The 26,180-nt window shown below is 64.2% G+C and carries 23 protein-coding genes; 9 read left to right on the forward strand and 14 right to left on the reverse strand.

The window, feature by feature from the left end; all coding sequences use genetic code 11:
* Positions 1 to 19: 19 nt before the first annotated feature.
* Positions 20 to 1,624 carry a response regulator gene (locus tag ASB58_RS13510; protein WP_118131228.1) on the reverse strand — a complete coding sequence of 535 codons (1,605 nt, stop codon included), beginning with the start codon at positions 1,622 to 1,624 and terminating at the stop codon, positions 20 to 22.
* Positions 1,625 to 1,821: 197 nt separating this feature from the next.
* A complete protein-coding gene (locus ASB58_RS13515; protein ID WP_096005280.1) occupies positions 1,822 to 2,493 on the reverse strand; it encodes a Rossmann-fold NAD(P)-binding domain-containing protein in 672 nt (223 codons plus the stop codon).
* A gap of 210 nt (positions 2,494 to 2,703) precedes the next feature.
* Between ASB58_RS13515 and ASB58_RS13520 the strand changes: the two genes are divergently transcribed.
* Entirely contained in the window at positions 2,704 to 3,387 is a 684-nt protein-coding gene (locus ASB58_RS13520) for a tellurite resistance TerB family protein (RefSeq protein ID WP_118131229.1), read from the forward strand.
* Positions 3,388 to 3,416: 29 nt separating this feature from the next.
* Here the strand turns inward: ASB58_RS13520 and cadR are convergent, their stop codons facing one another.
* Complete coding sequence (gene cadR, locus ASB58_RS13525) at positions 3,417 to 3,857, reverse strand: Cd(II)/Pb(II)-responsive transcriptional regulator (RefSeq protein WP_118131230.1); 441 nt, start codon at positions 3,855 to 3,857, stop codon at positions 3,417 to 3,419.
* A gap of 357 nt (positions 3,858 to 4,214) precedes the next feature.
* On the opposite strand from cadR, the gene ASB58_RS13530 reads away from it, so the two are divergent.
* From ASB58_RS13530 to ASB58_RS13545, 5 genes are all read left to right on the forward strand, one after another.
* Positions 4,215 to 6,389, forward strand: coding sequence for a heavy metal translocating P-type ATPase (locus tag ASB58_RS13530; RefSeq protein WP_118131231.1), 2,175 nt, complete (start codon positions 4,215 to 4,217; stop codon positions 6,387 to 6,389).
* Between the two features lie 162 nt (positions 6,390 to 6,551).
* A complete protein-coding gene (locus tag ASB58_RS20060) occupies positions 6,552 to 6,707 on the forward strand; it encodes a hypothetical protein (RefSeq protein WP_165771290.1) in 156 nt (51 codons plus the stop codon).
* Between the two features lie 81 nt (positions 6,708 to 6,788).
* A complete protein-coding gene (locus ASB58_RS13535) occupies positions 6,789 to 7,160 on the forward strand; it encodes a DUF2946 family protein (RefSeq protein WP_096005284.1) in 372 nt (123 codons plus the stop codon).
* Positions 7,161 to 7,249: 89 nt separating this feature from the next.
* Positions 7,250 to 9,412, forward strand: coding sequence for a TonB-dependent receptor (locus ASB58_RS13540; protein ID WP_118131232.1), 2,163 nt, complete (start codon positions 7,250 to 7,252; stop codon positions 9,410 to 9,412).
* Between the two features lie 46 nt (positions 9,413 to 9,458).
* The gene (locus ASB58_RS13545) at positions 9,459 to 10,949 is read left to right on the forward strand and encodes a PepSY domain-containing protein (protein WP_118131233.1); all 1,491 of its coding nucleotides are present in this window, start codon (positions 9,459 to 9,461) and stop codon (positions 10,947 to 10,949) included.
* 36 nt (positions 10,950 to 10,985) lie between these two features.
* Here ASB58_RS13545 and ASB58_RS13550 read toward each other — a convergent pair whose 3' ends face one another.
* From ASB58_RS13550 to ASB58_RS13560, 3 genes are all read right to left on the reverse strand, one after another.
* Positions 10,986 to 11,195 (reverse strand): YgdI/YgdR family lipoprotein, encoded by a 210-nt coding sequence (locus ASB58_RS13550; protein ID WP_118131234.1) that lies wholly within the window; start codon positions 11,193 to 11,195, stop codon positions 10,986 to 10,988.
* 90 nt (positions 11,196 to 11,285) lie between these two features.
* Positions 11,286 to 12,140, reverse strand: coding sequence for an SDR family NAD(P)-dependent oxidoreductase (locus ASB58_RS13555; RefSeq protein ID WP_118131235.1), 855 nt, complete (start codon positions 12,138 to 12,140; stop codon positions 11,286 to 11,288).
* 135 nt (positions 12,141 to 12,275) lie between these two features.
* Positions 12,276 to 12,992 carry a hypothetical protein gene (locus ASB58_RS13560; RefSeq protein ID WP_118131236.1) on the reverse strand — a complete coding sequence of 239 codons (717 nt, stop codon included), beginning with the start codon at positions 12,990 to 12,992 and terminating at the stop codon, positions 12,276 to 12,278.
* 215 nt (positions 12,993 to 13,207) lie between these two features.
* Here ASB58_RS13560 and ASB58_RS13565 point away from each other — a divergent pair, with 215 nt between their 5' ends.
* The gene (locus ASB58_RS13565) at positions 13,208 to 13,918 is read left to right on the forward strand and encodes an extensin-like domain-containing protein (protein WP_181977936.1); all 711 of its coding nucleotides are present in this window, start codon (positions 13,208 to 13,210) and stop codon (positions 13,916 to 13,918) included.
* On the opposite strand, the gene ASB58_RS20390 is transcribed toward ASB58_RS13565, so the two are convergent.
* The 8 genes from ASB58_RS20390 to ASB58_RS13605 form a co-directional block, all read right to left on the reverse strand.
* Complete coding sequence (locus ASB58_RS20390; protein WP_328587546.1) at positions 13,915 to 16,029, reverse strand: phosphatase PAP2 family protein; 2,115 nt, start codon at positions 16,027 to 16,029, stop codon at positions 13,915 to 13,917. The genes ASB58_RS13565 and ASB58_RS20390 overlap by 4 nt on opposite strands.
* 174 nt (positions 16,030 to 16,203) lie before the next feature.
* Positions 16,204 to 16,578, reverse strand: coding sequence for a YbaN family protein (locus ASB58_RS13575; RefSeq protein ID WP_235827302.1), 375 nt, complete (start codon positions 16,576 to 16,578; stop codon positions 16,204 to 16,206).
* 5 nt (positions 16,579 to 16,583) lie between these two features.
* A complete protein-coding gene (locus ASB58_RS13580) occupies positions 16,584 to 17,210 on the reverse strand; it encodes a biliverdin-producing heme oxygenase (protein WP_118131238.1) in 627 nt (208 codons plus the stop codon).
* 128 nt (positions 17,211 to 17,338) lie between these two features.
* Positions 17,339 to 18,808 (reverse strand): surface lipoprotein assembly modifier, encoded by a 1,470-nt coding sequence (locus ASB58_RS13585; RefSeq protein ID WP_118131239.1) that lies wholly within the window; start codon positions 18,806 to 18,808, stop codon positions 17,339 to 17,341.
* A gap of 120 nt (positions 18,809 to 18,928) precedes the next feature.
* Positions 18,929 to 19,675, reverse strand: coding sequence for a Slam-dependent surface lipoprotein (locus ASB58_RS13590; RefSeq protein ID WP_118131240.1), 747 nt, complete (start codon positions 19,673 to 19,675; stop codon positions 18,929 to 18,931).
* Positions 19,676 to 19,774: 99 nt separating this feature from the next.
* Positions 19,775 to 22,792: a TonB-dependent receptor gene (locus ASB58_RS13595; protein WP_118131241.1), complete on the reverse strand. Its 3,018-nt coding sequence runs from the start codon at positions 22,790 to 22,792 to the stop codon at positions 19,775 to 19,777.
* 136 nt (positions 22,793 to 22,928) lie between these two features.
* Positions 22,929 to 23,870 carry a FecR domain-containing protein gene (locus ASB58_RS13600; RefSeq protein ID WP_118131242.1) on the reverse strand — a complete coding sequence of 314 codons (942 nt, stop codon included), beginning with the start codon at positions 23,868 to 23,870 and terminating at the stop codon, positions 22,929 to 22,931.
* Positions 23,867 to 24,385, reverse strand: a complete 519-nt coding sequence (locus ASB58_RS13605; protein ID WP_118131243.1) for a sigma-70 family RNA polymerase sigma factor — start codon at positions 24,383 to 24,385, stop codon at positions 23,867 to 23,869. Before ASB58_RS13605 ends, ASB58_RS13600 begins: the two co-directional genes overlap by 4 nt.
* A 247-nt stretch (positions 24,386 to 24,632) precedes the next feature.
* Here ASB58_RS13605 and ASB58_RS13610 point away from each other — a divergent pair, with 247 nt between their 5' ends.
* Together ASB58_RS13610 and ASB58_RS13615 are read left to right on the forward strand one after the other, a co-directional pair.
* Positions 24,633 to 25,178, forward strand: coding sequence for a sigma-70 family RNA polymerase sigma factor (locus ASB58_RS13610; RefSeq protein WP_118131244.1), 546 nt, complete (start codon positions 24,633 to 24,635; stop codon positions 25,176 to 25,178).
* Positions 25,168 to 26,145, forward strand: a complete 978-nt coding sequence (locus ASB58_RS13615) for a FecR family protein (protein WP_181977937.1) — start codon at positions 25,168 to 25,170, stop codon at positions 26,143 to 26,145. Before ASB58_RS13610 ends, ASB58_RS13615 begins: the two co-directional genes overlap by 11 nt.
* Positions 26,146 to 26,180 lie beyond the last annotated feature (35 nt).

Raw genomic sequence — 26,180 nt, forward strand, 5'->3', positions numbered from 1 at the left:
TCGTCGTCCCGGTGCTCGCTCACAGCGAATCGACCCGTTCCAGCAATTTGCGGTAGCGCTCGTGGCGCGGGTCGCTGGCGGGCAGGCTGCGGACCTGCGCGAGGCAGGCCCGACACTCGGTCAGCAGCGCCTCATCGGGTGTGGCGAGCAGCAGGCGTAGCAGCGATTGGGCGGTGTTGAGCGCGTAACTGATGTTGCGTGGCTGCAGTGACAGCGCTTCGCGGAATGCCTCCAGCGCGGCCGGATACTGTTGCTGTTGGTAGCAGCGCATGCCTTCGCGGTTGCGCGCTGCGGCTTCCTCGCCACCATGCAGGATACCGGGGTTGCTGGTTTGCGCCGCAATGCCGGCCATCACCGCCGGGTCATCGCCGTACATTTCGGCGCAGGTGCCGAGTAACTGGTCAGACTGCTCAGCACAGCCCAGCTCGCGCAGTTGTTCGGCAACGGCGAGGGCGGTGTCTGCACTGAAGAAGGTCTCCAGGTTGGCCAGCTTGTCGGTGGCGCTGCGCAGCATCTGGTCTGCTTCGGCGCTCTTGCCGCTGCGGCGCAGGACGTCGGCCTGCAGCAGGTCGGCACGGGCGCCCAGGCCCTGATCGTCCTTCCAGCCTCGCGTCAGGTCTTCCAGGGTCTGGCGAATCTCCAGCTGAACGCGGGGGTTGGGCGCGGTATCGCCACTTTGTACCTTGAGGCTGTCGGCCAGGCTGAGATGGTGTTCGGGGTTGCGAAAGGCGGAGTGGCGGCCCAGGGTCACGGCCTGACGGTAGGCGCGCACGGCGCGCTCCGGGTCTTCGTTGCTGCGCGCCACGCGCCCGAGCTCGGCCTGGCGTTGCGGGTTGTTGGGCGAGATTTTTACCGCCTGTTCCAAAAATACCTGCGCCTTGAGGGTTTCGCCGCGGGCCAGCTTGACCCGAGCCAGCCCGTCAAAGGCCGCCGGCAGCATTGGGAACTGCTCGATGCCCTGCTCGTAGAGTGCTTCGGCCTGATCCAGCTGGCCGCGTTGCAGCAGGTGGTCGGCGAGTTTCATCAATGCCCAGGGCAGAGGCCGCTGGGCAAGGATGGCCTGCAGTAACTGCTCCAGCGCCTCGTGCTGCTGGAGGGCCGCCAGCGCGTTGGCCTTGTAGCGCTGGCACAGCGGTGCCAGGCGAGGATCGCGTTGCAGCAGGGCATCGCAAGCGCTGGCGACGGCGCGGTGATCGTCGCGCGCCAGCGCGTCGAGAATCGGTGCCAGCAGGCGTTTGCGCTCGACCAGCTTGTCCAGCCGCTGCTGCAGGCTGGCGCGGTTGAATGGTTTGGTCAGATAGGCGTCGGGCTCGAACTCCAGTGCGGCCATGACCATGGCCTGGCTGCTCTCGGCAGTGACCATGATGAAGATGCAGTGGGGGCTGATCAGCTTTTCGTGGTGCAGCTCTTCGAGCACCTGCTGCCCGTTCTTGCCCTGACCGAGGTTGTAGTCGTGCAGGATGACGTCATATCGGGTTTTGCGGCAGAGGCTGAGAGCTTCCTCGCCGTTGGCGGCAATATCGATGTGCTGGGCGGCCATTTGCCCGAGCATGCCCTTGACCGATGAGCGGAAGTCGCTGAAGTCATCCACTACCAGAAAGCGCATGTTGCTGTAGACGATCATGATTGTTCTGTTTTCCGCTGGACCTGTGTGCATTCTAGACGGTTTGGAACGCCTGCCCGTTCCCGCGGCCAAGACGATGGCGCGAGTAGGCACAGTATACAGTGAAATCAAAAGGCCATTATTGATGCGATCGGCAGAACGGCAAGCGGGTTGGTCTGCGCGCCCGGCAGTCGGGCGAGCGCAGTGGCATCAGCCCCTTAGCGACGACGCGCGATGGCGTCGGACTCTATCACATGCTGTCCGACTGGAGCGATAAGCGCGGCCTGCAGCATGGCGGCGGCGACATCGGTGGCTTTGACCGCGCGCAGGCGCTTGGGAATCAGCGGCTTGAAGGTGCGCGATACCAGCAGCCCGACCAGCTCACCCGGCCGGTCTTCGGGGCGGGCGCCATCGAGCAGCGACGGGCGCAGCAGGCTGAGCGAGCGAAAGTCCATGGCGGCCAGATCCTGCTCTACCTCACCTTTGACACGCAGATAGAACGAGCCCGAGCGTGGGCTGGCGCCCAGCGAGGAGTTGAGTACGAAGGTGCGGGTGCCGGCGTGCCGGGCCAGCCGGGCGCAGGTGCTGACATAGCCCCGGTCCACTGCGCGGAAGGCCTCGCGCGAGCCGGCGTGTTTGCGGGTGGTGCCCAGGGCGCAGAGCGCTGCATCGCAACGCCACCAGTCGGCGTCCTCGGGCAGGTTGTCGAAGTCGACTTGCGGGTTGTCCAGGTGGGCGTAGTGATTCACCGCTGTGGGCAGTGGGCGCCGCGTGGGGGCGACCACCCGGCTGACCTGCGGATCAGCCAGTGCCTGGCGCAGAATTTCCATGCCTACCAGCCCGCTGCCGCCGAGCACCAGCAGGGTCTTGCCTGTGTTGTTGTTGTGCATGTTGTCACTCCGATCCGTGGGGGTTGCGGGGCTGGGCATGTGCCTTTGTGCCGCGGCGCATACTCAGTTAAGCGCTCTGGGACGCCGTTGGCGAGTCGCTGAAAAATATCGCAACAGCTTGCCGTGGAGTGATCGCCTGCAAATCGTGGTCCAAGCATACAACGCGTAGACGCCCAGGTGTCTGCGTTCTGTCTGCATAAGGAGTCTTGAATGAACACCCAAGGGTTGCTCGATCAGTTGTTGAAGTCCGCCAGTGGTGCACTGTCTGGTAGCAGCAGCACCAATAAGAGCCAAAGCACTGGCGGAGGGAGCCAGCTGGGCAGTCTGTTGTCCGGCGCGGGTGGCGGTGCGCTGGCGGCGGGTGCCGTGGGTCTGCTGCTGGGCAACAAGAAGGCGCGCAAGATGGGCGGCAAGGCGGTGAAGTACGGCGGTATGGCCGCGCTTGGAGTGGTCGCCTTCAAGGCCTGGCAGCAATGGCAGAAGAACAACGCCAGCGCGCCGCAGGGAGAGCCTCAGACGGTAGACCGCCTGCCCGCACCGCAACAGCAACAGCACAGTCACGCCATCCTGCGCGCGTTGATCGGCGCAGCCAAGGCCGACGGGCATATCGATGACCGCGAGCGGGAGCTGATCGATGCCGAGGTGGCGAAGCTGACCAACGATCCGCAGACCCTGCAGTGGTTTGATGCCGAGCTACGCAAACCGCTGGACCCGGCCGAGGTCGCCAGCGCGGCGCAAACGCCGGAGATGGCGGCGGAGATGTATCTGGCCAGCCTGCTGGTGGTGGATGAGCAGAGCTTTATGGAGAAGGCCTATCTGCAGGAGCTGTCCAGCCAGCTGAAGCTCGATCCGCAGTTGCTGACTGAGCTGGATAATCAGGCTCGGCAGGCCTGAAGCACGGCTGCCGGAGCCTCGTGCGACGGTCAATGGCTGTGACCGATATGCGAGTCCTCCTCCGGTGGCTGCACGCTGCCGCTGGTGCCCAGTTGCTGGATGATGCCGCAGGCGTCCATCGGGTGCGGCGCCTGGCACTGGCGGCGTAGTTCTACCAGCTGCTGTTGCAGGTGGGTCAGGGCGGCGATGCGCTGGCCAACGTGCTCGATATGTTCATCGATCAACCCGTTGACGCTGCCGCAGGTTGCCTCGGGTTGCTCGCGCAGGCTGAGCAACTGGCGGATTTCCTCCAGGGTCATGTCCAGTAGCCGACAGTTGCGGATAAACACCAGGCGTTCCAGGTGGGCTTCACTGTACTGGCGATAGTTGCCGGCGCTGCGTCTGGGCGCCGGCAACAGGCCCTCGCGTTCGTAGTAACGAATCGTCTCCACTGCACAGTCGGTGCGTGCTGCCAGCTCTCCGATTTTCATCTGTGTTCTCCCGTTGCTTGACTCTATAGTGGCTACAGGGTTTTTACTTGGCAACAGACCTTAGGGAAGCACTGATCAATTCCACACGCACTCTGCGAGTGCTCAAGCGTGTAGATGCAAGGCGCGATGTGTAGCCAATAGTGGTTCCATTGGCAAGCAGCGCAACGCAGTCAGATGCTTGCTTGAGGGCTCGCCCTGCGGGGCGCTCAGGCCGGGCCGCACTCTGCGTTGTGATTTCTCGACAGGTCCCGACATGCCTTCGAAACCACGCCTTGATTGCAGCCCAGCCGGATGCGGCCCAGCCTGAACGCCAGAGGGCATGTGGAATTAATCAGTGTTTCCCTTGAGAGAACAGCCATGCCTGCCGATCGATCCTGCCACGCCGAACACAGCTGCTGCGCCGCTGCCAGCGCAGCGCCAACCGCCGACCTGCAGCCCCATGAGGGCAGTATGCTCAGTCGTATTCGTATCCTGCAGATGGACTGTCCGACCGAGGAGCGCCTGCTGCGCGCTCGACTGGAGCGGCGCCCGGAGGTGCTGGAGCTGCACTTCAACCTGCTGCAGCGGGTCATGACTGTACGCCATTCGCCGCAAGGCTTGGACGCTGTGCTGGCGGCCATCGACAGCCTGGGCTTTACCCCGCAGCTGCTCGGTGATGAGCCGGCGCCTGCCGCGCCCATGCGGCCCTGGTGGCCGCTGGCCGTAGCCGGCGTGCTGGCACTGGGCGCGGAGGTCAGCCACTGGCTGGACCAGCCCGGCTGGATCAGCGCCTTGCTGGCGTTGGCAGCCATTGCGCTGGGTGGGTTGGACACCTACCGCAAGGGCTGGGTGGCGGTGCGCCAGCGGACCTTGAATATCAACGCGCTGATGAGCATCGCGGTGACGGGGGCGGTGCTGATTGGTCAGTGGCCCGAGGCGGCCATGGTGATGGTGTTGTTCAGTCTGGCCGAACTGATTGAGGCGCGTTCTTTGGCGCGCGCCCGCGATGCCATCGGGGGCCTGCTGACGCTGGCGCCGGAGCAGGCTAGCGTGCGCCAGGCTGACGGCAGCTGGGTATTGCAGCCGGTCGGCGAGGTGCCGCTTGGCGCCGAGGTGCGGGTGGGCCCCGGCGAGCGCATCGCGCTGGATGGAGAGGTGCTGGAGGGGCGCTCCAGCGTTGACCAGGCGCCGATCACCGGGGAGAGCATGCCGGTCGACAAGCAGCCGGGTGCGGACCTTTACGCGGGCACCATCAATCAATACGGCAGCCTGGTTTACCGCACCACGGCGCTGGCCGGCGGCACCACCCTGGCACGCATTATCCAGGCGGTGGAGCAGGCCCAGGCGCAGCGCGCGCCGACCCAGCGACTGGTCGATCGCTTTGCGGCGCGCTACACCCCGGCCGTCTGTCTGCTTGCCCTGCTGGTGGCGGTGCTGCCGCCGCTGCTGCTCGATGGCCAGTGGCTGGACTGGGTCTACCGCGCGCTGGTGCTGCTGGTGGTGGCCTGCCCCTGCGCGCTGGTTATCTCGACCCCGGTGACCATCGTCAGTGCGCTGGCGGCCGGTGCCCGGCGCGGCATGCTGATCAAGGGCGGGGCTTACCTGGAGCTGGGCGGCAAGCTGGATCTGGTCGCCCTCGACAAGACCGGCACCCTAACTGAAGGGCGTCCGCAGCAGACCGACTTTGAGCTGCTGGCCGGGGACTCGCCCGAGCAGGTCCAGCAGCTGGCTACCAGTCTGGCGGCGCGTTCTGACCACCCGGTCTCGCGCGCGCTGGCCAACGCCTGTGAGCTGCCCCGGCAGGAGGTGACGGACTTTGCCGCGCAGCCCGGTCAGGGCGTCAGCGGGATGATTGGCGGCCAGCACTATTACCTGGGCAACAGCCGTTTGCTGAAGCAACTGGCCCTGCGTGACGATGCGCTGGGCTGGCGGGTGCAGCTGTTGCAGCGTGAAGGCAAGTCGGTGGTGCTGCTGTGTACCGACGAGCAGGTGCTGGCGCTGTTTGCCGTGGCCGATACGCTCAAGGCCGGTAGCCGCGATGCGGTGCGCGAGCTGCATGCGCTGGGCGTCGAAACCCTGATGCTCAGTGGCGACAATGCGCCAACGGTGCAGGCCATGGCGACCCAGGTGGGTATTGAACAGGCGCGGGGCAACCTGCTGCCCGAGGACAAGCTGGCGGCGGTGCGCGCCGAACGTCAACGCGGCCGCTGTGTGGCCATGGTCGGCGACGGTATCAACGATACGCCGGCTCTGGCGGCGGCCGACATGGGCTTTGCCATGGCAGCAGCCGGGACCGACACGGCGATCGAGACCGCCGATGTGGCGCTGATGGATGATGATCTTCGCAAGCTGCCGGCGTTCATACGGCTGTCGCGGCAGACCGTGCGTGTGCTTCATCAGAACATCTGGCTGGCGCTGGGCTGCAAGGCGGTGTTTCTGGCGCTGACGGTGGCCGGCACCGCGACACTGTGGATGGCTGTGTTTGCGGACTTGGGCGTCAGCCTGCTGGTGGTGGCAAACGGTTTGCGGATGCTGCGCACCGCCCAGGGGTGACGCGAAAGCGACACACAATTTTCACTGGACGAAGGGCGTTTTCTGCAACAGACTGTTGTGACTGAATGCTGCCACGCGTCCATGAGCATCTGGAACGGGGCAGTGCTTCGCTAATAAAAACAACATCTGCGTGCCACACCGATGGCATGCAAGGAGCACATCATGACCCGCCGCTACTCCGTGTGGCTGTTGCCCGGCGCCCTTGCCGTTGTTCTCTGTGCCGCCAGTCTGCTGGCATCGGCCCAATCCGAGCTGGCCGTGCAAACCATTGCCGGTATTCCGGTCGCCCCCTTTGCCGATATCTTCAATCGTTTCTGACCCGGTGCCCGCGGCCAGCAGGACGCTGCGACCTTTGGTCGCGTAACCGCGCCAGGTTTCAGTGCTGCTAAACTGCGTGCCATGACGCTGAGTCCTACCCGCCGCTCCTTCACTGCCTGGCTGCTCTATGCCAGCCTGTTGCTCAATGTGCCGACCTGTGGTCTGGCGCACGGGCAGCTGTTGGGGCTGGATCTGAGTGGCGCAGGCATCGTGTTCTGCTCCATGAGCAGCGGCATGATCAGCCTCGGCGACGACGACGCCTCCGGCGCCGGCATGCTGGCGGTCAAGTGTCCGGTGTGCGCCGTGGTGCTGGGCATGGGGCTGTTGTTTGCGCTGGCCTGGCTCGGCTTGCTGCGCCGCCCGCAACGCCTGCGCCCACCGGCGCGCAGCTATCCTCCCCATCCCCGTTATCTCTGGCCGTCTGCCAACCCCCGCGCCTCGCCGGCGTTCTGACCTGTACCGCGTTTTCCATTCGCAGCGCTGCCTGACCGCCAAGGTCGGTTGCGCGCGCGAGCCTGTGTACCTGTCAGGAATGACCTTGCATGAAATCGACTTACCCGCTGTACGTTGGCGCACTGCTGTGTGCGCCTTTTACCCTGGCTGCCGCCGAGCAGGCCACGGAACTGCCGACCCTGCTGATTACCGGTCAGCAAGACCATAACAATGCGCTGCAACTGGATACCCCTGCCGAGTCAGGCTCGCGCCTGGGGCTGACGGTGCGGGAAACGCCCGCCTCGGTCAGCGTGGTGGGCCGCGAGCAAATCGAACAGCGTGATGCGCTGGATACTCAGGATATTCTCTCCGGCGTGCCGGGTGTCACCGCTGCGTCGCCGCCCGGCCAGGCCGGTTTTGTGTCCTGGCGCGGCTTTACCGGCGCGCAGGTGACGCAGATGTTCAACGGCATCACCGTGCAGTACGACAGCATCGCCGCCCGCCCGGTTGACAGCTGGATCTTTGACCGCGTTGAGGCCATCGGCGGCGCTTCCAGCTTTCTCAATGGCGCCGGCGGGGTTGGCGGCTCAATCAACTACATCACCAAACTGGCCGACCCGAGCGAGTCGTTTCGCGAGGCGCGCATCCGCTATGGCAGCTTTGACAGCCGTGAGCTGGCGCTGGGTGTCAATCAACTGCTGACCGAGGGGCCGGTACGCAATACCCTGCGGCTGGATATCAGCCAGACCGACAGTAACGGCTGGGCTGACCGCGAAGAGCGCAGTGCCTTTACCGGCGCGCTGTCGCTGCGCACCGATTTCAACGAACGGCTGTCGCATACCCTGGCGCTGGAGTATCAGAACGAGCAGGTGGACAGTCCCTACTGGGGCACCCCGGCGCTGCAGCCGCTGGGTGGTGAGATGAAGATCGATGACAGCCGCCGCTTTGAGAACTACAACGTCGAGGACGGGCGCTACGAGCAGCGGGTGCGCTGGCTGCGCTCGATCACCGAGTATCAGCTCAGCGACCAGACTCGCCTGCGCAATACCTACTATCACTACAACACCCAGCGCGATTACCGCAATCTGGAGCGCTATACTTATACCGCCGACAACAGCCAGATCAGCCGCTCGGCTGCGCTGCTGCAGCGTCACGATCAGGAGCTGAACGGCAACCGCGTCGACCTGCTGCATGAAGGCATGCTCTGGTCACGGCGCAGCGACTGGTCGCTGGGGCTGGACTATAGCCACAACGTGCAGACCCGCTACCCGCGCTCGATCTCGGCGGTATTTGATGTGGTGGACCCGGATCACTTCAATCCGGGCCAGTTCTACGATATTCCCGGTATGACCCCCGGCCACGATCCGCAGCGCACCAACGAGGTAGATACCTGGGCGCTGTATCTGGAAAACCGCACCGAGCTGACCGACCGGCTGGCGCTGATCAGCGCCCTACGTCACGACTGGATCGACCTGGAGGTCACCAACCATCAGACGCCGTCGGCGACCAATCCGGCGTTCTTCAGCCAGACCTACGAGCCGACCACCGGCCGTCTGGGCCTGGTCTACCAGCTCACGCCGGCAGCCAACGTCTACGTCCAGTACAGCACGGCGGCGGACCCGCCGTCCGGCATTCTCACCACCGCCAGTTTCAATCAGGTGCAGGACTTTGATCTGACCACCGGCGAGCAGTGGGAAATCGGCAGCAAGCTGGATTTCCTCGACGGACGCGGCTCGGCCACCCTGTCGCTGTATCAGCTGGAGCGTGAAGACCTTTCCACCGCCGACCCGAACAACCCGGGTCAGACCCTGCCGGTCGGCAAGCAGTCAGCCCGTGGCATCGAACTGGCAGCGGCGCTGCAGGTGACCGACAGCGTGCGCGCCGAGGGCAACATGGCCTGGGTCGATGCCGAGTACGACGAGTTTAATGCCAACGTCGGCGGCAGCGCTGTGTCCTACGCGGGCAACCGGCCGAGCAACGTACCCAAGCGGGTCGCCAACCTCTGGCTGACCTGGGAACCGGTCAGCGACTGGCTGCTGGGGCTGGATACCCGCTATGTGTCCTCGGTCTATGCCGATTCGGCCAATACCCTGTGGGTGCCGTCCTATACCCTGTTTGGGGCGCATGTGCGTTACCAGCTCAGCGCTGAGACCGAGCTGACCCTGCGTGGGCGCAACCTGACCGATGAGGTCTACGCCCGGCAGGCCGGGAGCAGCATGCTGTATCTGGGTGAACCGCGCAGCGTCGAGCTGAGCCTGCAGACGCGTTTCTGATGCAATCGTGCCGCCGGCCGTGCAGGCCGGCGGTCAGGAGATCCCGATGAAACGTTATCTGTACTTATGGCATCGCTGGCTGGGTATTGGCCTGTGCCTGTTTATGGCCATGTGGTTTTTTTCGGGCATGGTGATGCTCTATGTCGGCTATCCCAAGTTGACCCCGCGTGAGCATCTGGCGCACCTGCCGGCGCTGCCGCTTGAGGGCTGCTGCGCTGTACCGATGAGGGCTGGCGCCGACTGGGCCGAGGGGCTGACCCTGAGCAGTATCGGCGGCGAGCCGGTTTATCTGCTGCCACGCCCAGGCCAGGCTGCGCAGGTGCTCGACGCGCGAACAGGAACGCCTGCCGGGCCGGTGGATGCGGCGCGGGCACTGGCGGCCGCAGCCCAGTTCGCGCCGGGGGCAGCGGCCGAGCTGCAAGCGCTGATCGACGAGGACGCCTGGACGCACTCGCGCGGGCTGGATGCCCACCGACCGCTCTATCGCATCGCCCTGCACGACGCAGAGCATCGACTGATCTATGTCTCCAGCCAGACCGGTGCGGTTGTGCGTGATGCTACTGGCACCGAGCGGGTATGGAACTGGGTCGGTACCTGGATTCACTGGTTGTATCCGCTGCGCGGCAATGCGCTGCAGCCGATCTGGACGGACACCGTAATCTGGCTGTCGCTGATCGCTACCCTGATGGCCGTGTTGGGCATGGTGCTGGGCGTGCTGCGTTGGCGGCGCAGGCCCTATCGCAGTGGCAGCCACTCGCCCTACAGCGGCTGGGCGCGCTGGCACCATGTGACCGGTCTGGTGGCCGGGGTATTGCTGGTGAGCTGGATTTTCAGCGGGCTGATGTCGATGAACCCCTGGGGCATCTTCAGTCATCGCCCATCGCTGGATGTAGCGGCTTTCAGTGGCGCACCGGCAGCACCGCAGACCGACACCGAGTCGTTGTTGCGCCGGTTCCAGGCCGACGACTGGCGCCCGGTCGAGCTGCAATGGCGCCCGGTCGCTGGCCGCTATTGGGTTACCGCGCGCAGCGCCGACGGTGAGCAGCGGGTACTCGATGGGCGCAGCGGCCAGCCGGTGGCGAAGCTGCCCGTTGAGCTGTTGCACGGAGCCATTGCAGCGATGGCGCCGCACCGTCAGGTGCAGTTTGAGTGGCTGACCGATTACGACTTCTACTATTACCCGCGTACCGAGCACAGCATGCTGGGGCATCTGCCCAAACCGCTGCCAATGCTGCGGGCGCGCTTCGATGATGGCAGCTGGGTAGAGGTCGACCCGGCCACCGGAGCGTTATTGGGGCAGAGCACGCCGGCGCGGCGGGTGTCGCGGGTGCTGTTTGCTCTGCTGCATAGCTGGGACTGGCTGCCGCTGCTGGAGCGCAGGCCTTTGTGGGATATCTGGATGGTCGGTTTCAGCCTGGGCGGGCTGCTGATCAGTGTCAGTGGCGTGGTGATCGGCTGGCGGCGGTTACGCCTGCGTCGGCGCCGCCGGGTCCGCCAGGGGCTGCAGGGGAGACGCGTGATCGAAGGGCAACAGTGACAACAACGCGCCCTGCCTGGCAGGGCGCGGCGGGGCTCAGCGTTCCATGACCTGTTTGACGCTGGCAGAGGGGATGGCCTGCTCGCGGCCTTCGGCATCCTTGAAGATGTACATGCCGGAATCGGGGTCGAGCTTGGGTTTGCTGTCGGTGGTGATCATCTGACCGTCGTTGGTGCTGATGATGTACTCGCTGGAACAACCAGCCAGGGCGGTTGCGCACAGCAGTGCGATAAGCAGGTGTTTCATAGGTAACGCTCCTTGTGCACAGAGCGCGCATCACACCCCGTGATGCGCTGCTTGATTCACCTTAGACCGGCTTTGCGCAACCCGCCACGCCTACTGGTTCACAGCACTGGGATCTACTGACGCGCCCGCGCCACGTTGTGCGCGCTGCTTGGCGAGTCGGGTGCCTTCGGCGGCGGTAAAGGCAAAGGTGCGCTCCGGGTCGCTGGCGCGCAACTGCAGGGCCAGCAGTTCCTGCCCCTCGGCCACCACGATGTCGTGCTGGCGCTGTGCCAGACCGTCGAGAATGGTCTTGGCAGCGTCGTTCGGGTCAATGCCATTGTCGATATTGGCGTCAGAGCGCCCGCGTGCGGCGCCGCTACCTTCCAACGCATTGCTGGCGATGGCGGTGCGCACCGAGCCCGGCAGAATCACGCTCACGCCAATCCCGTAGGCCTCTTCCACCTCGGCGCGCAGGGCTTCGAAGTAGCCGACAACGGCGTGCTTGGCGCCGCAGTAGCCGGTGCGCATGGGGGCGCCGAGCTTGCCGGCTACCGAGCTGACCACGGCCAGCTGGCCGCTACCTTGTTCGACCAGACGCGGCAGCAGTAGCTGGGTCAGGGCGACCGGCGCCAGATAGTCGATCTCGATCAGTTGGCGATAGACGTCCAGGCTGGTGTCCAGCGCCAGGCTGCGCTGGCTGACGCCGGCGTTGTTGATCAGCAGGTCAATGCGTCCGCGCCAGGCCCAGGCTTGCTCGACCAGAGCAGGCAGGCGGTCATAGTCGGTGGTCTCGAAAGGCAGTATCAGGGTGCGTTCAGGCGCCAGCGCAGCCAGTTGTTGCAGCGCCTCGACCCGGCGACCGGACAGAATGACAGCGGCGCCATCGGCCAGCAGTGCCCTGGACAGGGCCTCACCGATGCCCGATGAGGCGCCGGTAATCCAGACTACGCGGGAAGCAAAGCTCATGGTTGTTATTCTCCGTTGTTGAGCGGGCAGCAGTGGCCCTAGGAGGCCCACCTTATGCTCTGCCTTGCTACGGAGACTGTCATGCGTATGACAGTTGGTCCGAGGCGCAGGGCTTTCTGCGCCTCGGGGTCAGGCTCAGTTGGTGTTCAGCGCCGTTTGCAGAGTGCCGACATCCAGCTGGTTGGCGGTGGCGTAGGACATGAAGGATTGCGAGGTGCCGGACCAGGCCGACAGCAACGCCGGCAGATTGCGGGCGATGGTGCTCGCCTCGCTCAGGCTGCTGGTCAGCTGCGCCGCTGCCATCGGGTTGGACAGCAGTGAGCTGGCGCTACCCTGGGCGTTGTTGATCCACTGGCTGAAGGCACCGCTCAGCTTGCCGCCTTCCTGAATGCCGGCGGTGTAGTACGGGATCGCCTCAACCAGCATGGCGCGGTTCTCGCCGCTCATGGCGGCGGCCTGGCTCAGCGCGTTCTGAATCAGTTGCTGGTTGGTGCTGGTCAGTTGGGTGTCACGCAGGATGACATCAGAGTCGGTGACGCCGCCGATGGCATACTGTTGCGCGGCGTTCAGGGTTTGCGTCGCCGCGTCGGTGTTACCGGTGGCCTGCAGGGTTTTGGCCTGGGCCATCAGCATGTTGTTCATGCTGGCATTGAAGCGCAGCATCAGATCGCTGTGCTGCTGCTCCAGCGCGCCGTTGTCGCTGGCGTTGTCGCCGCCTTGAGTGGCGGTGTTCAGGGCAGCGCCGGCGGCGGATTTCAGGGCGTCCAGGCCAAAGGCCTGGGCCTGGCCGGAGGCCAGCAGGCCGGCTGCAACAAGGCCAATCAGGCCGGTGTGGAAGCGTTTAGTGTTCATATCCGTTGCTCCTGGAAAAGTGCATCATGCTAGGTGTGATTGCCCGCCCCGTTGGCTAGTCTGTATTGCTGAAACAACCGGTGTAGAGCTGCGCAGTCTTGTCTGTTCTGACGGGCTTGGCGAATGTACAGCAAATGCAGGCGAGGGCGTACCCCGCGTTCTGGGGGTGTGAAGGGCGTCAATCAAAAACATGCTCGAGGATGCGAACCCGCTTGATGAGAGTGTTCTGTGTTGTTTGTCTGATACTACTGCTTGTCGCTGGCGGCTTTTTGCTTGGTCTCCAACAGCAGTGGTGGACAGTGCCGCGCCAGTGGAACCCCTTTGCGCCGCTGCACCTGGCAGACCCGGTCACCCCGCTGACGCGCTGGAAGTTGCAGCGCCTGGGCGATGACCCCGAGGCTTGCCTGACTGTCCTGCAAACCGCGCCGGCCGGCACGCTGACCTATCAGCCACTGGCCGACTACACGCCGGTCGCCAATTGTCCATTAAACAATGTTGTGCGTCTGCGCGGCACCACGCTGCAGCTCAGCAGCAGCTTTGTCGCCCGTTGTCCGCTGGTCGCCGCCTGGGCGCTGTACGAACAGCATCGTCTGCAGCCATTGGCACAAACGCACTTTGGCCAGCCGGTCGCGCGGCTGACCCACTACGGCAGCTTCGCCTGTCGCAACATCTACCACCGTGAGAATGCCCGGCGCAGTGATCACGCCACGGCCTCGGCGCTGGATGTCGCGTCCCTGTCGCTGGCGGACGGCACGGACATTTCGGTACTGCGGGACTGGGATGACGGGGGCGAGAAAGGTGCTTTTCTGCGAGCCGCCTTTGCAGATGCCTGCTCGTTTTTTGGTACCAGCCTCGGGCCGGATTACAACGCCGCGCACGCCAACCACTTCCACTTTGGCCTGCGCGGCTTTGGCATTTGCCGTTAACGCACCGTTGCGGTGACGCGTTGACCGCTGTAGCTCAGATCTACCGCGACGTCAGACTCGACGCTGTTGAAGGTGCCGCTCAACCGGTTGGCTGACAGCAGCACAAACTGGCTGCCACTGGCCGGTGCCAGCTCGGAGAAGTCCAGCTTCAGGGTAGCGCCGTCGATAAAAGCAATCTCGCCAACGGTAACCTGGGTGCCATCGTCTGCCATGCGCAGCTCCAGGGTGCCGGCGTCTAGCGTGAGGTTGCCAGCAAGCGCTAGTGCGCCCTCAACATCGACAGCGACGCGGCCATCCTCAAGATAGAGGTCACCGTCGCCGAAGGCACTGGTCGATTCGGCGCGCAAGGTGCCGGCGCTTACCAGGGTGCCGCCGGTGTAGCTGTTGTCGCCGCTCAAAACCAGCTCGCCGCTACCTGACTTGCTCAGGCGTCCGCTGCCGCTGATATCGTTTCTCCACCAGTCACGGGCGTGAAAGCCACCCTGGCTGGCATCCATATCGACTGCCACGTCGGCGAGAAAGGCGCCGTAACCGTCAGCGGCAGTCACCAGGTCAAGACGTCCCCAGCCGTTGGTGGCATCCAGCAGCGGATAGCCGGAGTCGATGGACGTGGTGTAGAGCACTGCGCGGCGTTGTTCGTCGCTCAGGTAAGGTTGGCGTGTGAGCAGCAGCGCTTCGGCGCCGTCCGGCACTATCGGGTCCTGCCCGGCGCTGGCCTCGTCGTGCCCCAGCTCATAGGTCATGCGGAAGCGATACAGCGCTTTGTTGGCCTCGTGATCGTCGTACTGGCTGGTATTGAAGACCTCGGTGTTGACCAGATTGCCGCTGATGCGCCCGGCCTCGTTCGTGACCGGCTGGTGGGCGAGCTCATACAGGCTCAGGTCCTGTTCGGCGGCGAGCTGGCCGAAGAAACCCTGAGCGCTGTCATAGGCGGCGGTGGCGTCGGCCAGGATGTCCGGCTGAGCCAGTGCATGGGCGGCCACCATCATGGCGTGAATGCGCCCGCCAATGACATCGACCGGCGAATGCATGCCGGCAACGATACGGTTCTCGCCGAGCTGCGAGCCGCGCGTCAGCATCTCCGCGTAGCGCTGCGGTAACGCGTAGGCGTATGCCATGGCCGCCAGATAGCCGGCGTTGGTGTGGCCGCTGGGGTAGCCCCCGTCCTTGCGGCGGTTCTCGGTGTTTTCGCTGTAGAGGCCTTTGTCGTGATCGCTGCTTTTATGCGGGCGCTGCGCGCAGGTCAGACCGGGGACCAGCTTCACGCTGGTGGTGTACTGATCAGTCAGCTGGACCGTCAGGTTGCCGTCCACGTCGTAGCAGTTGTGATTGGCGGTACCGAGAAAATCGATGGCGCCGGTGTCGGTCATGCGCCAGGGGCGCGGAGTGGAGAAAATGTACTTGGACGCGTTGGTGGAGGCGGGTGAGCGTTGGCGGAAGGCGTCGACCAGCGTCACGACGGCACCGAGTTCAGATGTCTTGCTGCCAGCCCAGGCAATACCATCGTTGTTGCCGGAGCCAAAGTTGACGTCCTGCAGCACCTGATCAACCGTGGGTACCGGCACATCGACGTAGGCACCTGAATGGGCCACATAGGCCTCGGTGAGCGGGCCGTAGCCGTCGATCACGCTGTAGTTCTTGGAGCGTACATCATCCAGGAAGGCATGGATGGCCTGGTCGTCAGTCCGCTCGGTGGTGACATCGATCACGTACTGGATGTTGGCCTGCCAGACTGGCGCGTCAACAATGGGATCGTCCAGATAGTCGCTCGGACCATCGCCTGAAGCCCCTTGCTGGTAGGCGTCGGAGGTGCCCTTCCAGACCTGGTTGATATCGCGCAGCAGGTAAGCAATCGGGTTGTCGTCCAGCACCCAGCGCAGTGTGCCGTCGGCGTTGTTGCCGGCATACAGGGTGGCCGGTGTGGGGTACAGACTGTCAGGTACCGGCACAGCAAACTCGCTACCGGTGCCTGCTGGTTTGGCAGGTTTGCTGATGCTGGCGTTGTCGTCGCTGTCCGAGCTGTCGCTGTTGCAACCACTCAGGGTGAAGGCAATCGCTGCGGCCAGGGCAATGCGGACGGACAGGGTGCCCGTCCCTTCAGAATAAGGCATTTGATTCTCGCTTGGCTGGTGGTGGACGCCTCGCGTGCGAGGCGGTCGGACCGGCGCCCTGGGGCGCCGGCGTGGAGAGCCGAGCTTAGGTGAGAATGATGACTTTTCTGTTTCACGCCAACGCTGAATGGATGCGTGTAATGGCCGTTCTAGAGCGCTTCCTGGGGGCGGCTGTCACAACTGCGGGTAGCGCGGTTCCGGCCGGCTGCATAGCCACAGCAGCACCAGACACATGCTGCTGGGTACCAGCCATTGCACCCAGGGGGTAGGCGCGCTCAGGCAGATCAGCGGCATGCTGATAAACATGCTCACGCCGGCCAGCCATTTGGCCCTGCGCGGAATGGCACGCTCGCTCTGCCACTGACGCAGCGGCGGGCCGAAGCGCGGGTGGTTGAGCAACCACTCGGCCAGCGGTGGCCAGCCCTTGCCCGCAGCCCACACGGCCAGCAGCATGAACACCGTGGTGGGCATACCGGGCAGCACCGCGCCAATCAATCCCAGGCCGACAAAAGCCAGTGCCAGCAGGCGCCAGCAAAGCCGCAGCAGCATGGCGCTTAGACGGCGGCGGCGGGCTGTTGGCCGGCCATCAGCTCTTCTACCGAGGCACGGACAAAGGCAAAGGCGTCACGCGCGCCCTTGACCGCCTCGGCCCGCTGCTCAGCTGACAGCGGCAGCGCATCCAGCGCGGCCTTGAACTGGCGCCAATGCAGCCCGCGGCCATCGGTGTGGCCGACCAGATGGCGCGCGCCAAAGGTCTCCGACAGGCCCAACTGCTCGCGGGCATGCTTGAGCAGGAAGGCCGCGCCCAGGGTCGAACCCTCGTGGGTATACAGCCAGCCCAGCGCCTCGGCAGTGCTGCCCGGGTGCACGCCATTGCCCACCTCGGCATCGGCCTGCTGCTGCGCCTGGCTGATATCAAAATCGGCGCAGTCCAGCTGAATCGCTTCCAGGCGGTTGCGCTCGGCCAGATCGGGCAGCAGCGCCTGCAGCTCGGGGTTCTGGTACAGCGGCGCGGTGGCATGGTGCAGACGCAGCTGCATGCGCAGGAAGCAGGCAAAACGCTCACGGCTGGAGAACGGCGCCAGCGCCATGATGCGCTGATCCAGGCTCTCGTGGGTCGAGGTGGTCTGTTCTTTCAGGTAGCTGCTCAGGGGCAATGCGCTGCTGTCTGCTGTGGTCATGGCGGGTCCTTGCTTGGGGAGTCTGATCGGATTGGGGCGGGGCGCGATAAAAAGCGCACGCCAATATCTACTTAACGAATGAGCACCCCCAATCCCGTAATGCGAGGGCTAAAAAAATCCAGCTGAGGCTAAAACAGCTTCTCCATGCGCAGGCTGAGCTGCGTGCGTTGATAGGAGTAGAGCCAGTTGACGTTGCTGCGCACGCGCGTGTGTTTCAGTGTCAGGTTGGGGGTAAAGCCCAGCAGTGCCCAACGGGGCGCACTGACAATCAGCGTGTGGCTGGACTCGTCATCGCGGCGGCGGCTGCCGAGCAGCGCGTTGAAGTCGTTGTATTCGCGGTGGCGGAAGCTGCTGAACAGACTCGTGTGCAGGCCGCTCTGCAGGGTCATTGAGGCGCCCAGCCTGACACCGCTTTGCAGATAGCCGTAGGCGCTTTCTGCGGTTCTGCGCTCGCTCACATCCAGCCCGCCAAACAGCGTCCAGCGCGGCGAAAGCTGGTGCCAGGCGGTGAAGTAAAGCGCGCTGTTGCCGCCGTTGTTGTAGCGATACACCTGCTCGCGGTAGCGCAGGTCGCGGTAGTTGGCCTCCAGCTTGAACGCGCTGCGCTGGCTCAGGGTGTGCAGCCACTCGGCCCGGGCACCCCAGGCCGAGTACATGGCCTCGTTGCCGACCCGGTTGGCCTCGAAGCTCGGCGCCAGGCTGTAGTGATTACGCGCGTCGCGGTAGCTGTAGCCCAGGTTGGTGATCAGCGTGCTCTCGTTGTACTCGCTGTGGTCTTGATAGCTGTAGCCATACAGCAGGGCGCGGGCGTAAACACCGTGATGGCCGCTGAGGGCGACGCGGCGATTAAGCGTGGCCTCGTAATCCAGGCCGCTGGCGCTGATCGCTTCGGGCAGGGTGCGGCGCACGATGCAGGTGCCGCTGCCGGCACTGAGCAGGCAGGTGTCGCTCTCGGAGCTTTGGTTGAGGTTGTCGCTCCAGGTCGCGCCGAGGTTGATGGAGCCCTGCCAGCGTTGGCGCTGATCCAGTGCGGCTAGAAAACGGCCGACGCTGGTGCGCACGCCCTCTGCGCGCGGGTCATCAGCTGGAAGCCGTGCCCGTATCCGCTGAAACAGGGCCTGGGCTGCGCGGTCCTGCTGATCTTCGAACAATACCCGCGCCAGTTCCAGCTGGCCCGGCAGAAACTCAGGGCGCAGCGTCAGCAACTGGCGAAAGTGCGCCTCGGCCTGGGTAAACTCGCCGCGCACGCGGGCCAGCATGCCGTCGGCGTAGGCGAGCAGCATGGGGTCGGCGTCGGGCAGGGCACGGTAGCGTTGCAAAAAAGCGCTGGCGGCCTGCCATTGTTGATGGCCGAGCGACAGGTACAGCGCGCGGCCGAGATCGTTGGCGTTGTTGCCGATGGTGAGGGTTTCGCCATTGAGGGTAATGCTGGGCTGCTCATCCAACTCGCCCTCAAGCAGCTGTTGCTCCTTAACGCTGGCGTTGCCTTCAATGCGCTGGTTGAGCCGCAGGTTGGTGTCTTCATCGGCGGCCTGCAGCCCAGCGCTGGCGAGTAGCAGGAGCAGGGCGGGAATCACAAGACAATGGTGGCGGAGCATAGAAACTCTTGCGTGGCTGGCCGTGTTGCGCGGCCGAAACGGGCAGGGCCGAAGCCACCTCTGCAGCGGTGACTTCGGCCCGGTATCAGCACCTGCCATGGCCGTGGCAGGCAAGCGCGATCAGTCTTTGGTGCCGCCGAAGGCGGTGTCGTAGTCGCGGTTGCTGAAGGTGGCGATACCCGCAAGGGCGGCTGCGTCGTTACCGAAGAAGTTGCCGCTGACCTGGCCGCCGGTTGCCACGCCTGCCGAGCCGTTGGCAGTGGCGGTTGTGCTGCTGATGTTGCCTGCACTGTCGAAGCTGGCGCTGCCGATATTCACCGCCAGGCTGCTGTTAGACAGCGAACCGGTCAGGCTGTTGGTGCCAAAGTTGGCAGTGAAGGTCCCGCTCATCAGGTTGCTGCCGGAGTAGTCATTGATGCCGGCCACGCTGTAGGTTGCCGTGCCGCTGGTGGGCACGCTGGTGCCGGTGTCGTCGCCGACGTAGTACACGGTGCGGCTGCTGTCGCCGCTGGCGCCGGTTTGTGACCACTCGCCAAAGTAGACATTGGCGTTGCTGACCTTGGCAAAGTTGAAGACGCCCATGCCACTGTGGTCAGGTTCGTCCACATCAATCGGCGCGCTTAGGGTATACACCCCGTTGCTTTGGGTGCTGTAGCTGCTCAGGCCGGCAAAGTCGACTGTATTGCTCACGCCCGTGGTGTAAATACCAATCCCCGGCAGGCCAGCGGTATGGGGCCCGGCACCGACGATGGAGGCACCAACTTTTACGTAGGTATCGTCGCTTTCTGCACCGATAACGGCGGCCTGCGACAGGGCGCTGACACTCAACAGGCTGGTGGCCAGAACAGACAGATAAATCGCTTTCATGTGAATCACCTTATGTTTGATGTGTGAGTTGTACTGCGCTTGCTTGGGTGTTGCGGTTACGGGTCTATGGGGTAGTGCACCTCCTGGTTGAGGGGTGAATCAGAACTGCGCCGTGAGGCTCAGTTTCAGCGCGCGGCCGGGGGCCGCGACGGCAGAACGGGTGGTCGGGTCGATGTAGTACTCGTCGGTCAGGTTGCTGCCGACCAGCTCCAGGGTGATGTCGTCTCTGGGCCGAAAGCTGACGTAGGCGTCGTAGGTGGTCACGCTGCCCCAGGACAGTGGCAGGTTGTAAATGGCGAGCTTGTTGGTCTCTGCGTTGGCCTTGTAATCGTCCAGGTCGCTGTTTTCATGTTTGCTGTAGTAGGTGACGCGGCTGCCGAGTTCGAGCTTGTCGTTGAACAGCCGGCCGCCAATATTGAGGTTGGCCGAGTAACGCGGGATGGCGTGGGAGATCAGATAACCACCCATAAAACCGTTCTCCACGCAGTCGGGCACTGACCCATAGTTGGGGTCAGCCAGTACGGCGGAGTTCTTGTCGCAGACTTCATTTTCCAGGTTCCATGCCAGGCTCAGGTCGCCAAACAGACCGCCGTTGTCGTAGCGGGTCTGCAGCTCGATGCCGCGCAGGGTTTGCTGGTCAATGTTGTAGAACAGGAAATTGCTGCTGCGCTCGATCACGTCCTTGGTGCGGTGCTGGTAGTAGGCCAGCTTGAAATCGGCGTAGCGTTCGGCGTTGAGCAGACCGGTGAGGTTGTGCACGTAGCCGATCTCGTAGTTGAACGCGTGCTCAGGTTTGAGGGTGTAAAACGGGTTGAGCGAGGCAGAAAAGCCGATGGTGCTCTCGAACATGCTGGGGTAACGCACGGCCTCGCTGTAGCGCAGGTAGACACGACTGTCATCGCTCAGGCGCAGGGCGGCCGAGGCGACCGGGGTCCAGTCGTGACCGCGGCGGGTTTTGACCCGTGTGGCTATGGTGCTGACGGTGGTGCTATTGGCACTGCAGCCTCTTTCGGTGTCGATGTTGTCGAGACTGCCGTTAAGGCAGGCATTGTTCTCGCGGCTGTAGCGACCATCGCTGTCGGGTAGCCAGTCGACCACATGGGTGGCGGTGTAGGTGGTGCTCAGGTTGGCAAGAATGTCGGCTATTTCAGCTTCGGAGAAGCCGAAACCTTCCAACTGTGGCCGTGTGCTCTCTCTAAGCGCCTCCATTTCTTCATCGGTATAGGTCTCGATAGTGCGATAAGTAGCACTGCGGCTTGTGATAGCGGTACCGGTAAGCATATTGCCCGCCGCCTGCTGCTCGGCCAGAAAGTCATCCTTGGCCCAGTAGGATGAGTAGCGGGCGCCCAGATCCAGGGTAAGAAAATCGGTGGGGCGCCAGTCGAAGTTGAAGTTGAACTCGCTCTCGGCGCGCCGGCCGGCACGCGGAAACATGCGCCAGCCATCTTCCACGCCGCCGTACTCATCACCGGAGCGCAGCTTCTCGTGCTGGTAGCTGCCGCCCAGAGTCAGATCCAGGCTGCTGGCCAACGCCAGCTGGTTGCTCAGGGTAATGCCCACGCGGTTCTGATCGGCATTGGCCACGGCGGTATTGCGCAGCACCGGGTCTGCCCAGGTGGCGTAGTTGGGAAAGCCGCCGGCGCTGTAGGTTTCGCTCTCGGTACGCGTGGTCCAGAGGTTGGCGTACAGGTCGATCCAGCGGTTGTCCGGGTTGAACTCGTATTCCAGGTTGTAGGCTTTGGCATCCACATGGCTGAGCGGCCATTGCACCGCGCCCTTGTCGTCGGCGTTGGCCAGCCGGGTAGGCAGGATTTCACCGTAGAGCATGTCGGTGTCGCGGTAACCGAAGGTCAGGCTGTGGTCGTCGTCGAACTTCCAGCGCGCCTTGAACAGCCAGGATTCCATCTTGCTGGAGGTGTTGGGCACCTCGTCGCCGGGGTGAAAATCCAGCGCCAGGCTTTGCGAGTATTCCTGGGTGCGCTCGCCGGTATCCGGCTGTGAGTAGAAGCCAGCGCCGTTCTTGCCGGAGAAGTAGTTGCCGTGCTCGCGAAAGGCGTAGGCGCCGAGCAGCTCGAAGCGTTCCTGCCGGGCGCCGAGCGCCAGCCGGTAGGCGTGATCGTTGCCCGACAGCAGTTTGTCGTCGCTGCTGGTCTTGAGGTTGACGCGCAGGGTCGGGTCGCTGCTGGGGATGCTTGGGTTCGCCGGGAAGCCCGGAACGTCGTAGTAATTTTCACCGGTGTGCAGCTGCGGGATGCGCGGATTGACGGTGTTGTTGCCGGCCTCCAGTTTCAGCTCGCCGCCAAAACGCTCGCCCTCGGCCAGGATGTCATCCACGTCGATGGTGCTGGCGACCACGGCGCCGCCCACCGAGCTGTTGACGTTGCGCTCGATGTTCGGGCCCTTGATCACCTTGATGCCGCCGATCAGGTTGGGGTCGATGTAGCTGCGGTTGGAGGCGCCGTTGTAACCGCGCCAGACCGACATCGCCTGCTCGGTGCCGTCGATGGTCAGCGGCACCCGGCCCGGGCCCTGAATGCCGCGAATGTTCGGGTCCAGGCCGCCGCTGTTGCGGGCGTCGCCGGTGTAGACGTTGAGCATGCCCTTGAACAGGTCAGCCGGGTTGGCACCCTTGTAGCGCTCGATCTGTTCCTTGCCGGAGTAAACGCTGGAGATGTTGTCGTCGTAGACGCTGTCGTGGCCGGCTTCATCGCGGCCGTATAGCTGATCGGCGTTGGTCTGGATGGTCAGCGGTGCGAGCGACAGGCTGTCTGGCTCGCTGCCCAGCGCGTACAACTGCCAGGCGCCGTCGCTCTGCTGGCGAGCACTCAGGCCGCTGTTGGCGAGCAGCCGCTGCAAGCCCTGATCGACGCTGAAACTGCCCTGCAGGCCGGCGCTCTGGCGGCTTTGGGTGAGGGCAGCATCCAGATACAGCTCGATACCGGCGTCCAGCGCAAAGCGGTTGAGCACCTGATCGAGGCTGCCGGCGGGAATATCGAAATGCTGCGTTGCTTCGCTCTGCGCCGCGCTCGGCAGGCTGAGGGTCAGGGCGCTTAAACCCAGGCCCAGATGCAGGGCGAGGGCGAGTGGGGCGTGGCGAAAGGCGAAACCGCGTGGCATGACTGTTCCTGTCTCGTGTTATCGGTGTTGGCTGTATTGCCCTGTACACCGAGCGAGCAGGTCAAAGCCTCAATGCAAATGCGAAATATTTTTATTTGATGGGCGTTGGGGGCTGTTTCTGCGGCCAGGCAAGCGCTCATGCTGGCTCGACACTCACCCAGTAGCGGCTGATGTAGCGCAGCTTGACCGGCAGTATTGTCGACAGGCGTGCCAGGGTTGCGTGGGTGTCCTTGAGGGAGAACACGCCGGTCAGGTGCAGGTCGGCAAGCCCCGGAGCAACGCGCAGCACGCCCGGGTGATAGCGCGCCAGCTCGCTGACAAACTGCGGCAGGCTCTGGCGCTCGGCGACCAGGCGCCCGGTGGTCCAGGCCAACTGGTTCGGGTTGGCTGCCTGGGTCGGCGCAATGCCCTGTGCCGAGAAACGCACCGCCTTGCCGGCGCTCAGGGTGACGCTGCTTTGTTGCTGCTGCAGTTGCAGATCGGCGCTGCCGGCCAGCACCGTCAACAGGCTGTCTTCGGCATTCTGGCGCAGGCACAGGCGGCTGTTGCGCGCGGTAATGCGGGCATCACGGCAATCCAGCTGCAAGGGCCATGCGTGCTCTGGGCTGTCGATCAGCAGCTCGCCCTGCAGCAGTTGCACCTGGTGGCCGCTGGCGTTGCTGTGCAGGTTGAGGCTGGTGGCGGTGTTGAGTTGCAGCCGGGTGCCGTCGTTCAAACGCAGGCTGCGCATCTCGCCGGTGCCGGTGCGTTGATCGGCCAGCAGCGGTTGCCACTGCTGGCGCGTGCCAACGCCCGCCAGGCTGGCGCTGCCGCCAAGCAGGCCGGCCACAGCGAGCAGCTGGCGGCGGGACAGCCCGCGCCGAGCAGCGAGAATGCGCCGGCCGGACGCTGCCGGCACCGCGTCGAAGCGGCTCTGCAACTGCTGTAGTTGTTGCCAGGCGTACTCGTGCGCCGGATCACCCTGACGCCAGCGGGCGCAGGCGGCGATGTCCTCCTCGGTGGCGTCTTCGGACCACAGCCGCGCCTGCCATTGGGTCGCCTCACGGATCTGCTCGGGCGAGAGCATCGGCACGCTCACAGGGTCTGCTCCAGGGCCACCATCAGGCAGTGCTGCAGTGCCCGGGCGATGTACTTCTCGACCGATGACACCGAGACGCCAAGCTGCTCGGCAATCTCGCGGTAGCCCATGCCGTCCAGCCGGTGCATCAGCAGGGCCCGGCTGACGTTGCTGGGCAAGCCGCGCAGTAGGCGGTCGATCAGCATCAGGGCTTCGACGGCCTGGGCTTGCACCTCTGGTGAGGGGTGGCTTGCCTCGGGCTGGCTGGCCAGCTCGTCCAGATAGGCCTGCTCCACTCGCCGCCGCCGGTACAGGTCGATCACCAGCCCTTTGGCAATACGCGTGAGGTAGCCGCGTGAGTGCGCATGCTCCGGCAGACGCCCGCGGGTGAGCAGGCGCAGATAGGTGTCCTGCAGCAGGTCCGCAGCACTGTGCGAGCAGCCCAGACGGCGCTGCAAAAAACCGGACAGCCAGCTGTGATGGTCGCGGTAGAGCTGCTCCAGTTGCTGCTGCTGGGCGGGAGAACGCGTGGTCATGGCGTCAGTCCTTGGCATTAGACATGCGCTTAATGAGAATCGTTATTATTTATGCTGCGACAGCAGGCCGATCATGTCAATCCTGCGGTGAAGCAATCGATAGTTGACAGCAGGCCTGCGCAGATTGAGATAATGATAATAATTCCCATATAAGGATCGTTCTGATCCTGGGCGCCGTGCGCGATCTGTCGCGCGTTGTCGGAGGCTGTTGCCGTGCTGTTCCCTTCCCTGTCCCTGGCATTGCGCCATGGATGACCTTTCCAGATTGCCGGGTGCCGCGCAGCTCAGTGGCTTGCGCCTTGAGGTGCGGCGTTTTCTCGGCAAGCGACTGCACAGCAGTGCCGATGCCGATGACCTGGCGCAGGACGCCTTTGTGCGCTGGCTGGGCAGCGCCGAAGCGGATCAGCCGGTGCCGCCGCGGCCGCTGCTGTTCAGTATCGCCCGCAACCTGCTGACCGATCACTGGCGGCGCCAGCAGGTGCGCAGTGGCAGCGGTCTGGTTGAACTGGACGAGGCCGCAGCCGAGGCCGACGACGCCCTGCAAACGGAGGGTCCCTTGCAGCAGATTGAACAACAGCAACGCTTGCACTTGTTGGCCAGCGCGTTGGAAGATCTGCCCCCAAAACGCAAGCAGGCCTTTGTCCTGCACAAGTTCGACGGCCTGTCGCAGGCCGCTGTGGCCGAGCGCATGGGGATATCCTTGAGCATGGTAGAAAAGCACATTGCCAGCGCCATGCTGCACTGCCGCCGCCATGCTCTGGCGCGCCGCAAGGGAGGCAGTGATGACCATTGAGCAGGGAATGGCCGAGATTGATGAGCAGGCTGCGCTCTGGTTCAGCCGGCGCAGCAGTGGCCGCTTGAGCGCAGCTGAAGAGGCAGAATTTGCCGCCTGGCTCGCCCACAGTGAGCAGCATGCCCAGGCCTATGCCGACATGCAGCTGTTGTGGGATGACTGCGACCAGCTGGCGCGCCCGGATGTACCGGCGGCTGAGCCGGCGCCAGTAACGCCGCTGGCGCCGCGCCGGCGCGCGCCCACAGCCTGGCTGGCGCTGGCCGCCACCGTGCTGTTGGCGGTGGGTGGGCTGCTGGGCTATCAGTGGCGCCAGTTGCCGCAGCTGGAACTTAGCGCCAGCGCCGGCCAGCATGAGCTACGCCAGCTGCAACTGGCGGACGGCAGCGAGCTGACGCTGAACCTGGGCTCCACGGTGCAGGTACGTTACTACCGCGACCGGCGCGAGGTCAGCCTGATTGCCGGCGAGGCCTACTTCTCGGTGGCGCCAGATGCCGAGAGGCCGTTTCGGGTTGATGCCGGCGCCGGCCGGGTTGAGGTGGTTGGCACGCGGTTCACCGTGCGCCGCAGCCTGGCAACGCTGGCGGTGGCCGTCGAGCAGGGCCACGTTGCAGTGCAGCCGGGGCGCGACGGGCTGGCCTTGCAGCAACTGCAACCGGGCGACAGTCTGGAGATCGACTATCAGCAGGGTGCGCTGCGGCGCAGTCAGGTTCCGACGGCTGAGGTGGGTAGCTGGCGCGATGGGTTGCTGGTCTTTCGCGACCGCCCGTTGGGTGAACTGGCGCAGGAGCTGAGCCGCTACCGTGGGCGCCCTGTGCAGCTTGACGGCGCCGGACTGGCCGCGCGCCGGTTGTCCGGGAGCCTGGATATCCACCAGCCCGAGCGCTTTGTGCAGGCGTTGCCGCAGTTGCTGCCGTTGGAGCTGATCGAGCAGGCGGATGGAGTCTTGCTGTTGCGCGAACGTAAATGAAAATTTTTTTCATTTGAGAGGTGGGGGTTTGCCCG

Source organism: Pseudomonas abyssi, from assembly GCF_003444685.1.
Classification (GTDB): Bacteria; Pseudomonadota; Gammaproteobacteria; order Pseudomonadales; family Pseudomonadaceae; genus Halopseudomonas; species Halopseudomonas abyssi.

Bases quoted from the DNA above. Each gene is read 5' to 3' on its own strand.
- ASB58_RS13585 (WP_118131239.1), bottom strand. From the start codon at position 18,808: ATGCTCCGCCACCATTGTCTTGTGATTCCCGCCCTGCTCCTGCTACTC.
- ASB58_RS13540 (WP_118131232.1), top strand. From the start codon at position 7,250: ATGAAATCGACTTACCCGCTGTACGTTGGCGCACTGCTGTGTGCGCCT.
- ASB58_RS13515 (WP_096005280.1), bottom strand. From the start codon at position 2,493: ATGCACAACAACAACACAGGCAAGACCCTGCTGGTGCTCGGCGGCAGC.
- ASB58_RS13605 (WP_118131243.1), bottom strand. From the start codon at position 24,385: ATGACCACGCGTTCTCCCGCCCAGCAGCAGCAACTGGAGCAGCTCTAC.
- ASB58_RS13610 (WP_118131244.1), top strand. From the start codon at position 24,633: ATGGATGACCTTTCCAGATTGCCGGGTGCCGCGCAGCTCAGTGGCTTG.
- ASB58_RS20060 (WP_165771290.1), top strand. From the start codon at position 6,552: ATGACCCGCCGCTACTCCGTGTGGCTGTTGCCCGGCGCCCTTGCCGTT.
- ASB58_RS13590 (WP_118131240.1), bottom strand. From the start codon at position 19,675: ATGAAAGCGATTTATCTGTCTGTTCTGGCCACCAGCCTGTTGAGTGTC.
- ASB58_RS13520 (WP_118131229.1), top strand. From the start codon at position 2,704: ATGAACACCCAAGGGTTGCTCGATCAGTTGTTGAAGTCCGCCAGTGGT.
- ASB58_RS20390 (WP_328587546.1), bottom strand. From the start codon at position 16,029: ATGCCTTATTCTGAAGGGACGGGCACCCTGTCCGTCCGCATTGCCCTG.
- ASB58_RS13535 (WP_096005284.1), top strand. From the start codon at position 6,789: ATGACGCTGAGTCCTACCCGCCGCTCCTTCACTGCCTGGCTGCTCTAT.
- ASB58_RS13560 (WP_118131236.1), bottom strand. From the start codon at position 12,992: ATGAACACTAAACGCTTCCACACCGGCCTGATTGGCCTTGTTGCAGCC.
- ASB58_RS13555 (WP_118131235.1), bottom strand. From the start codon at position 12,140: ATGAGCTTTGCTTCCCGCGTAGTCTGGATTACCGGCGCCTCATCGGGC.
- ASB58_RS13545 (WP_118131233.1), top strand. From the start codon at position 9,459: ATGAAACGTTATCTGTACTTATGGCATCGCTGGCTGGGTATTGGCCTG.
- ASB58_RS13565 (WP_181977936.1), top strand. From the start codon at position 13,208: ATGAGAGTGTTCTGTGTTGTTTGTCTGATACTACTGCTTGTCGCTGGC.
- cadR (WP_118131230.1), bottom strand. From the start codon at position 3,857: ATGAAAATCGGAGAGCTGGCAGCACGCACCGACTGTGCAGTGGAGACG.
- ASB58_RS13550 (WP_118131234.1), bottom strand. From the start codon at position 11,195: ATGAAACACCTGCTTATCGCACTGCTGTGCGCAACCGCCCTGGCTGGT.
- ASB58_RS13530 (WP_118131231.1), top strand. From the start codon at position 4,215: ATGCCTGCCGATCGATCCTGCCACGCCGAACACAGCTGCTGCGCCGCT.
- ASB58_RS13595 (WP_118131241.1), bottom strand. From the start codon at position 22,792: ATGCCACGCGGTTTCGCCTTTCGCCACGCCCCACTCGCCCTCGCCCTG.
- ASB58_RS13575 (WP_235827302.1), bottom strand. From the start codon at position 16,578: ATGCTGCTGCGGCTTTGCTGGCGCCTGCTGGCACTGGCTTTTGTCGGC.
- ASB58_RS13580 (WP_118131238.1), bottom strand. From the start codon at position 17,210: ATGACCACAGCAGACAGCAGCGCATTGCCCCTGAGCAGCTACCTGAAA.
- ASB58_RS13510 (WP_118131228.1), bottom strand. From the start codon at position 1,624: ATGATCGTCTACAGCAACATGCGCTTTCTGGTAGTGGATGACTTCAGC.
- ASB58_RS13615 (WP_181977937.1), top strand. From the start codon at position 25,168: ATGACCATTGAGCAGGGAATGGCCGAGATTGATGAGCAGGCTGCGCTC.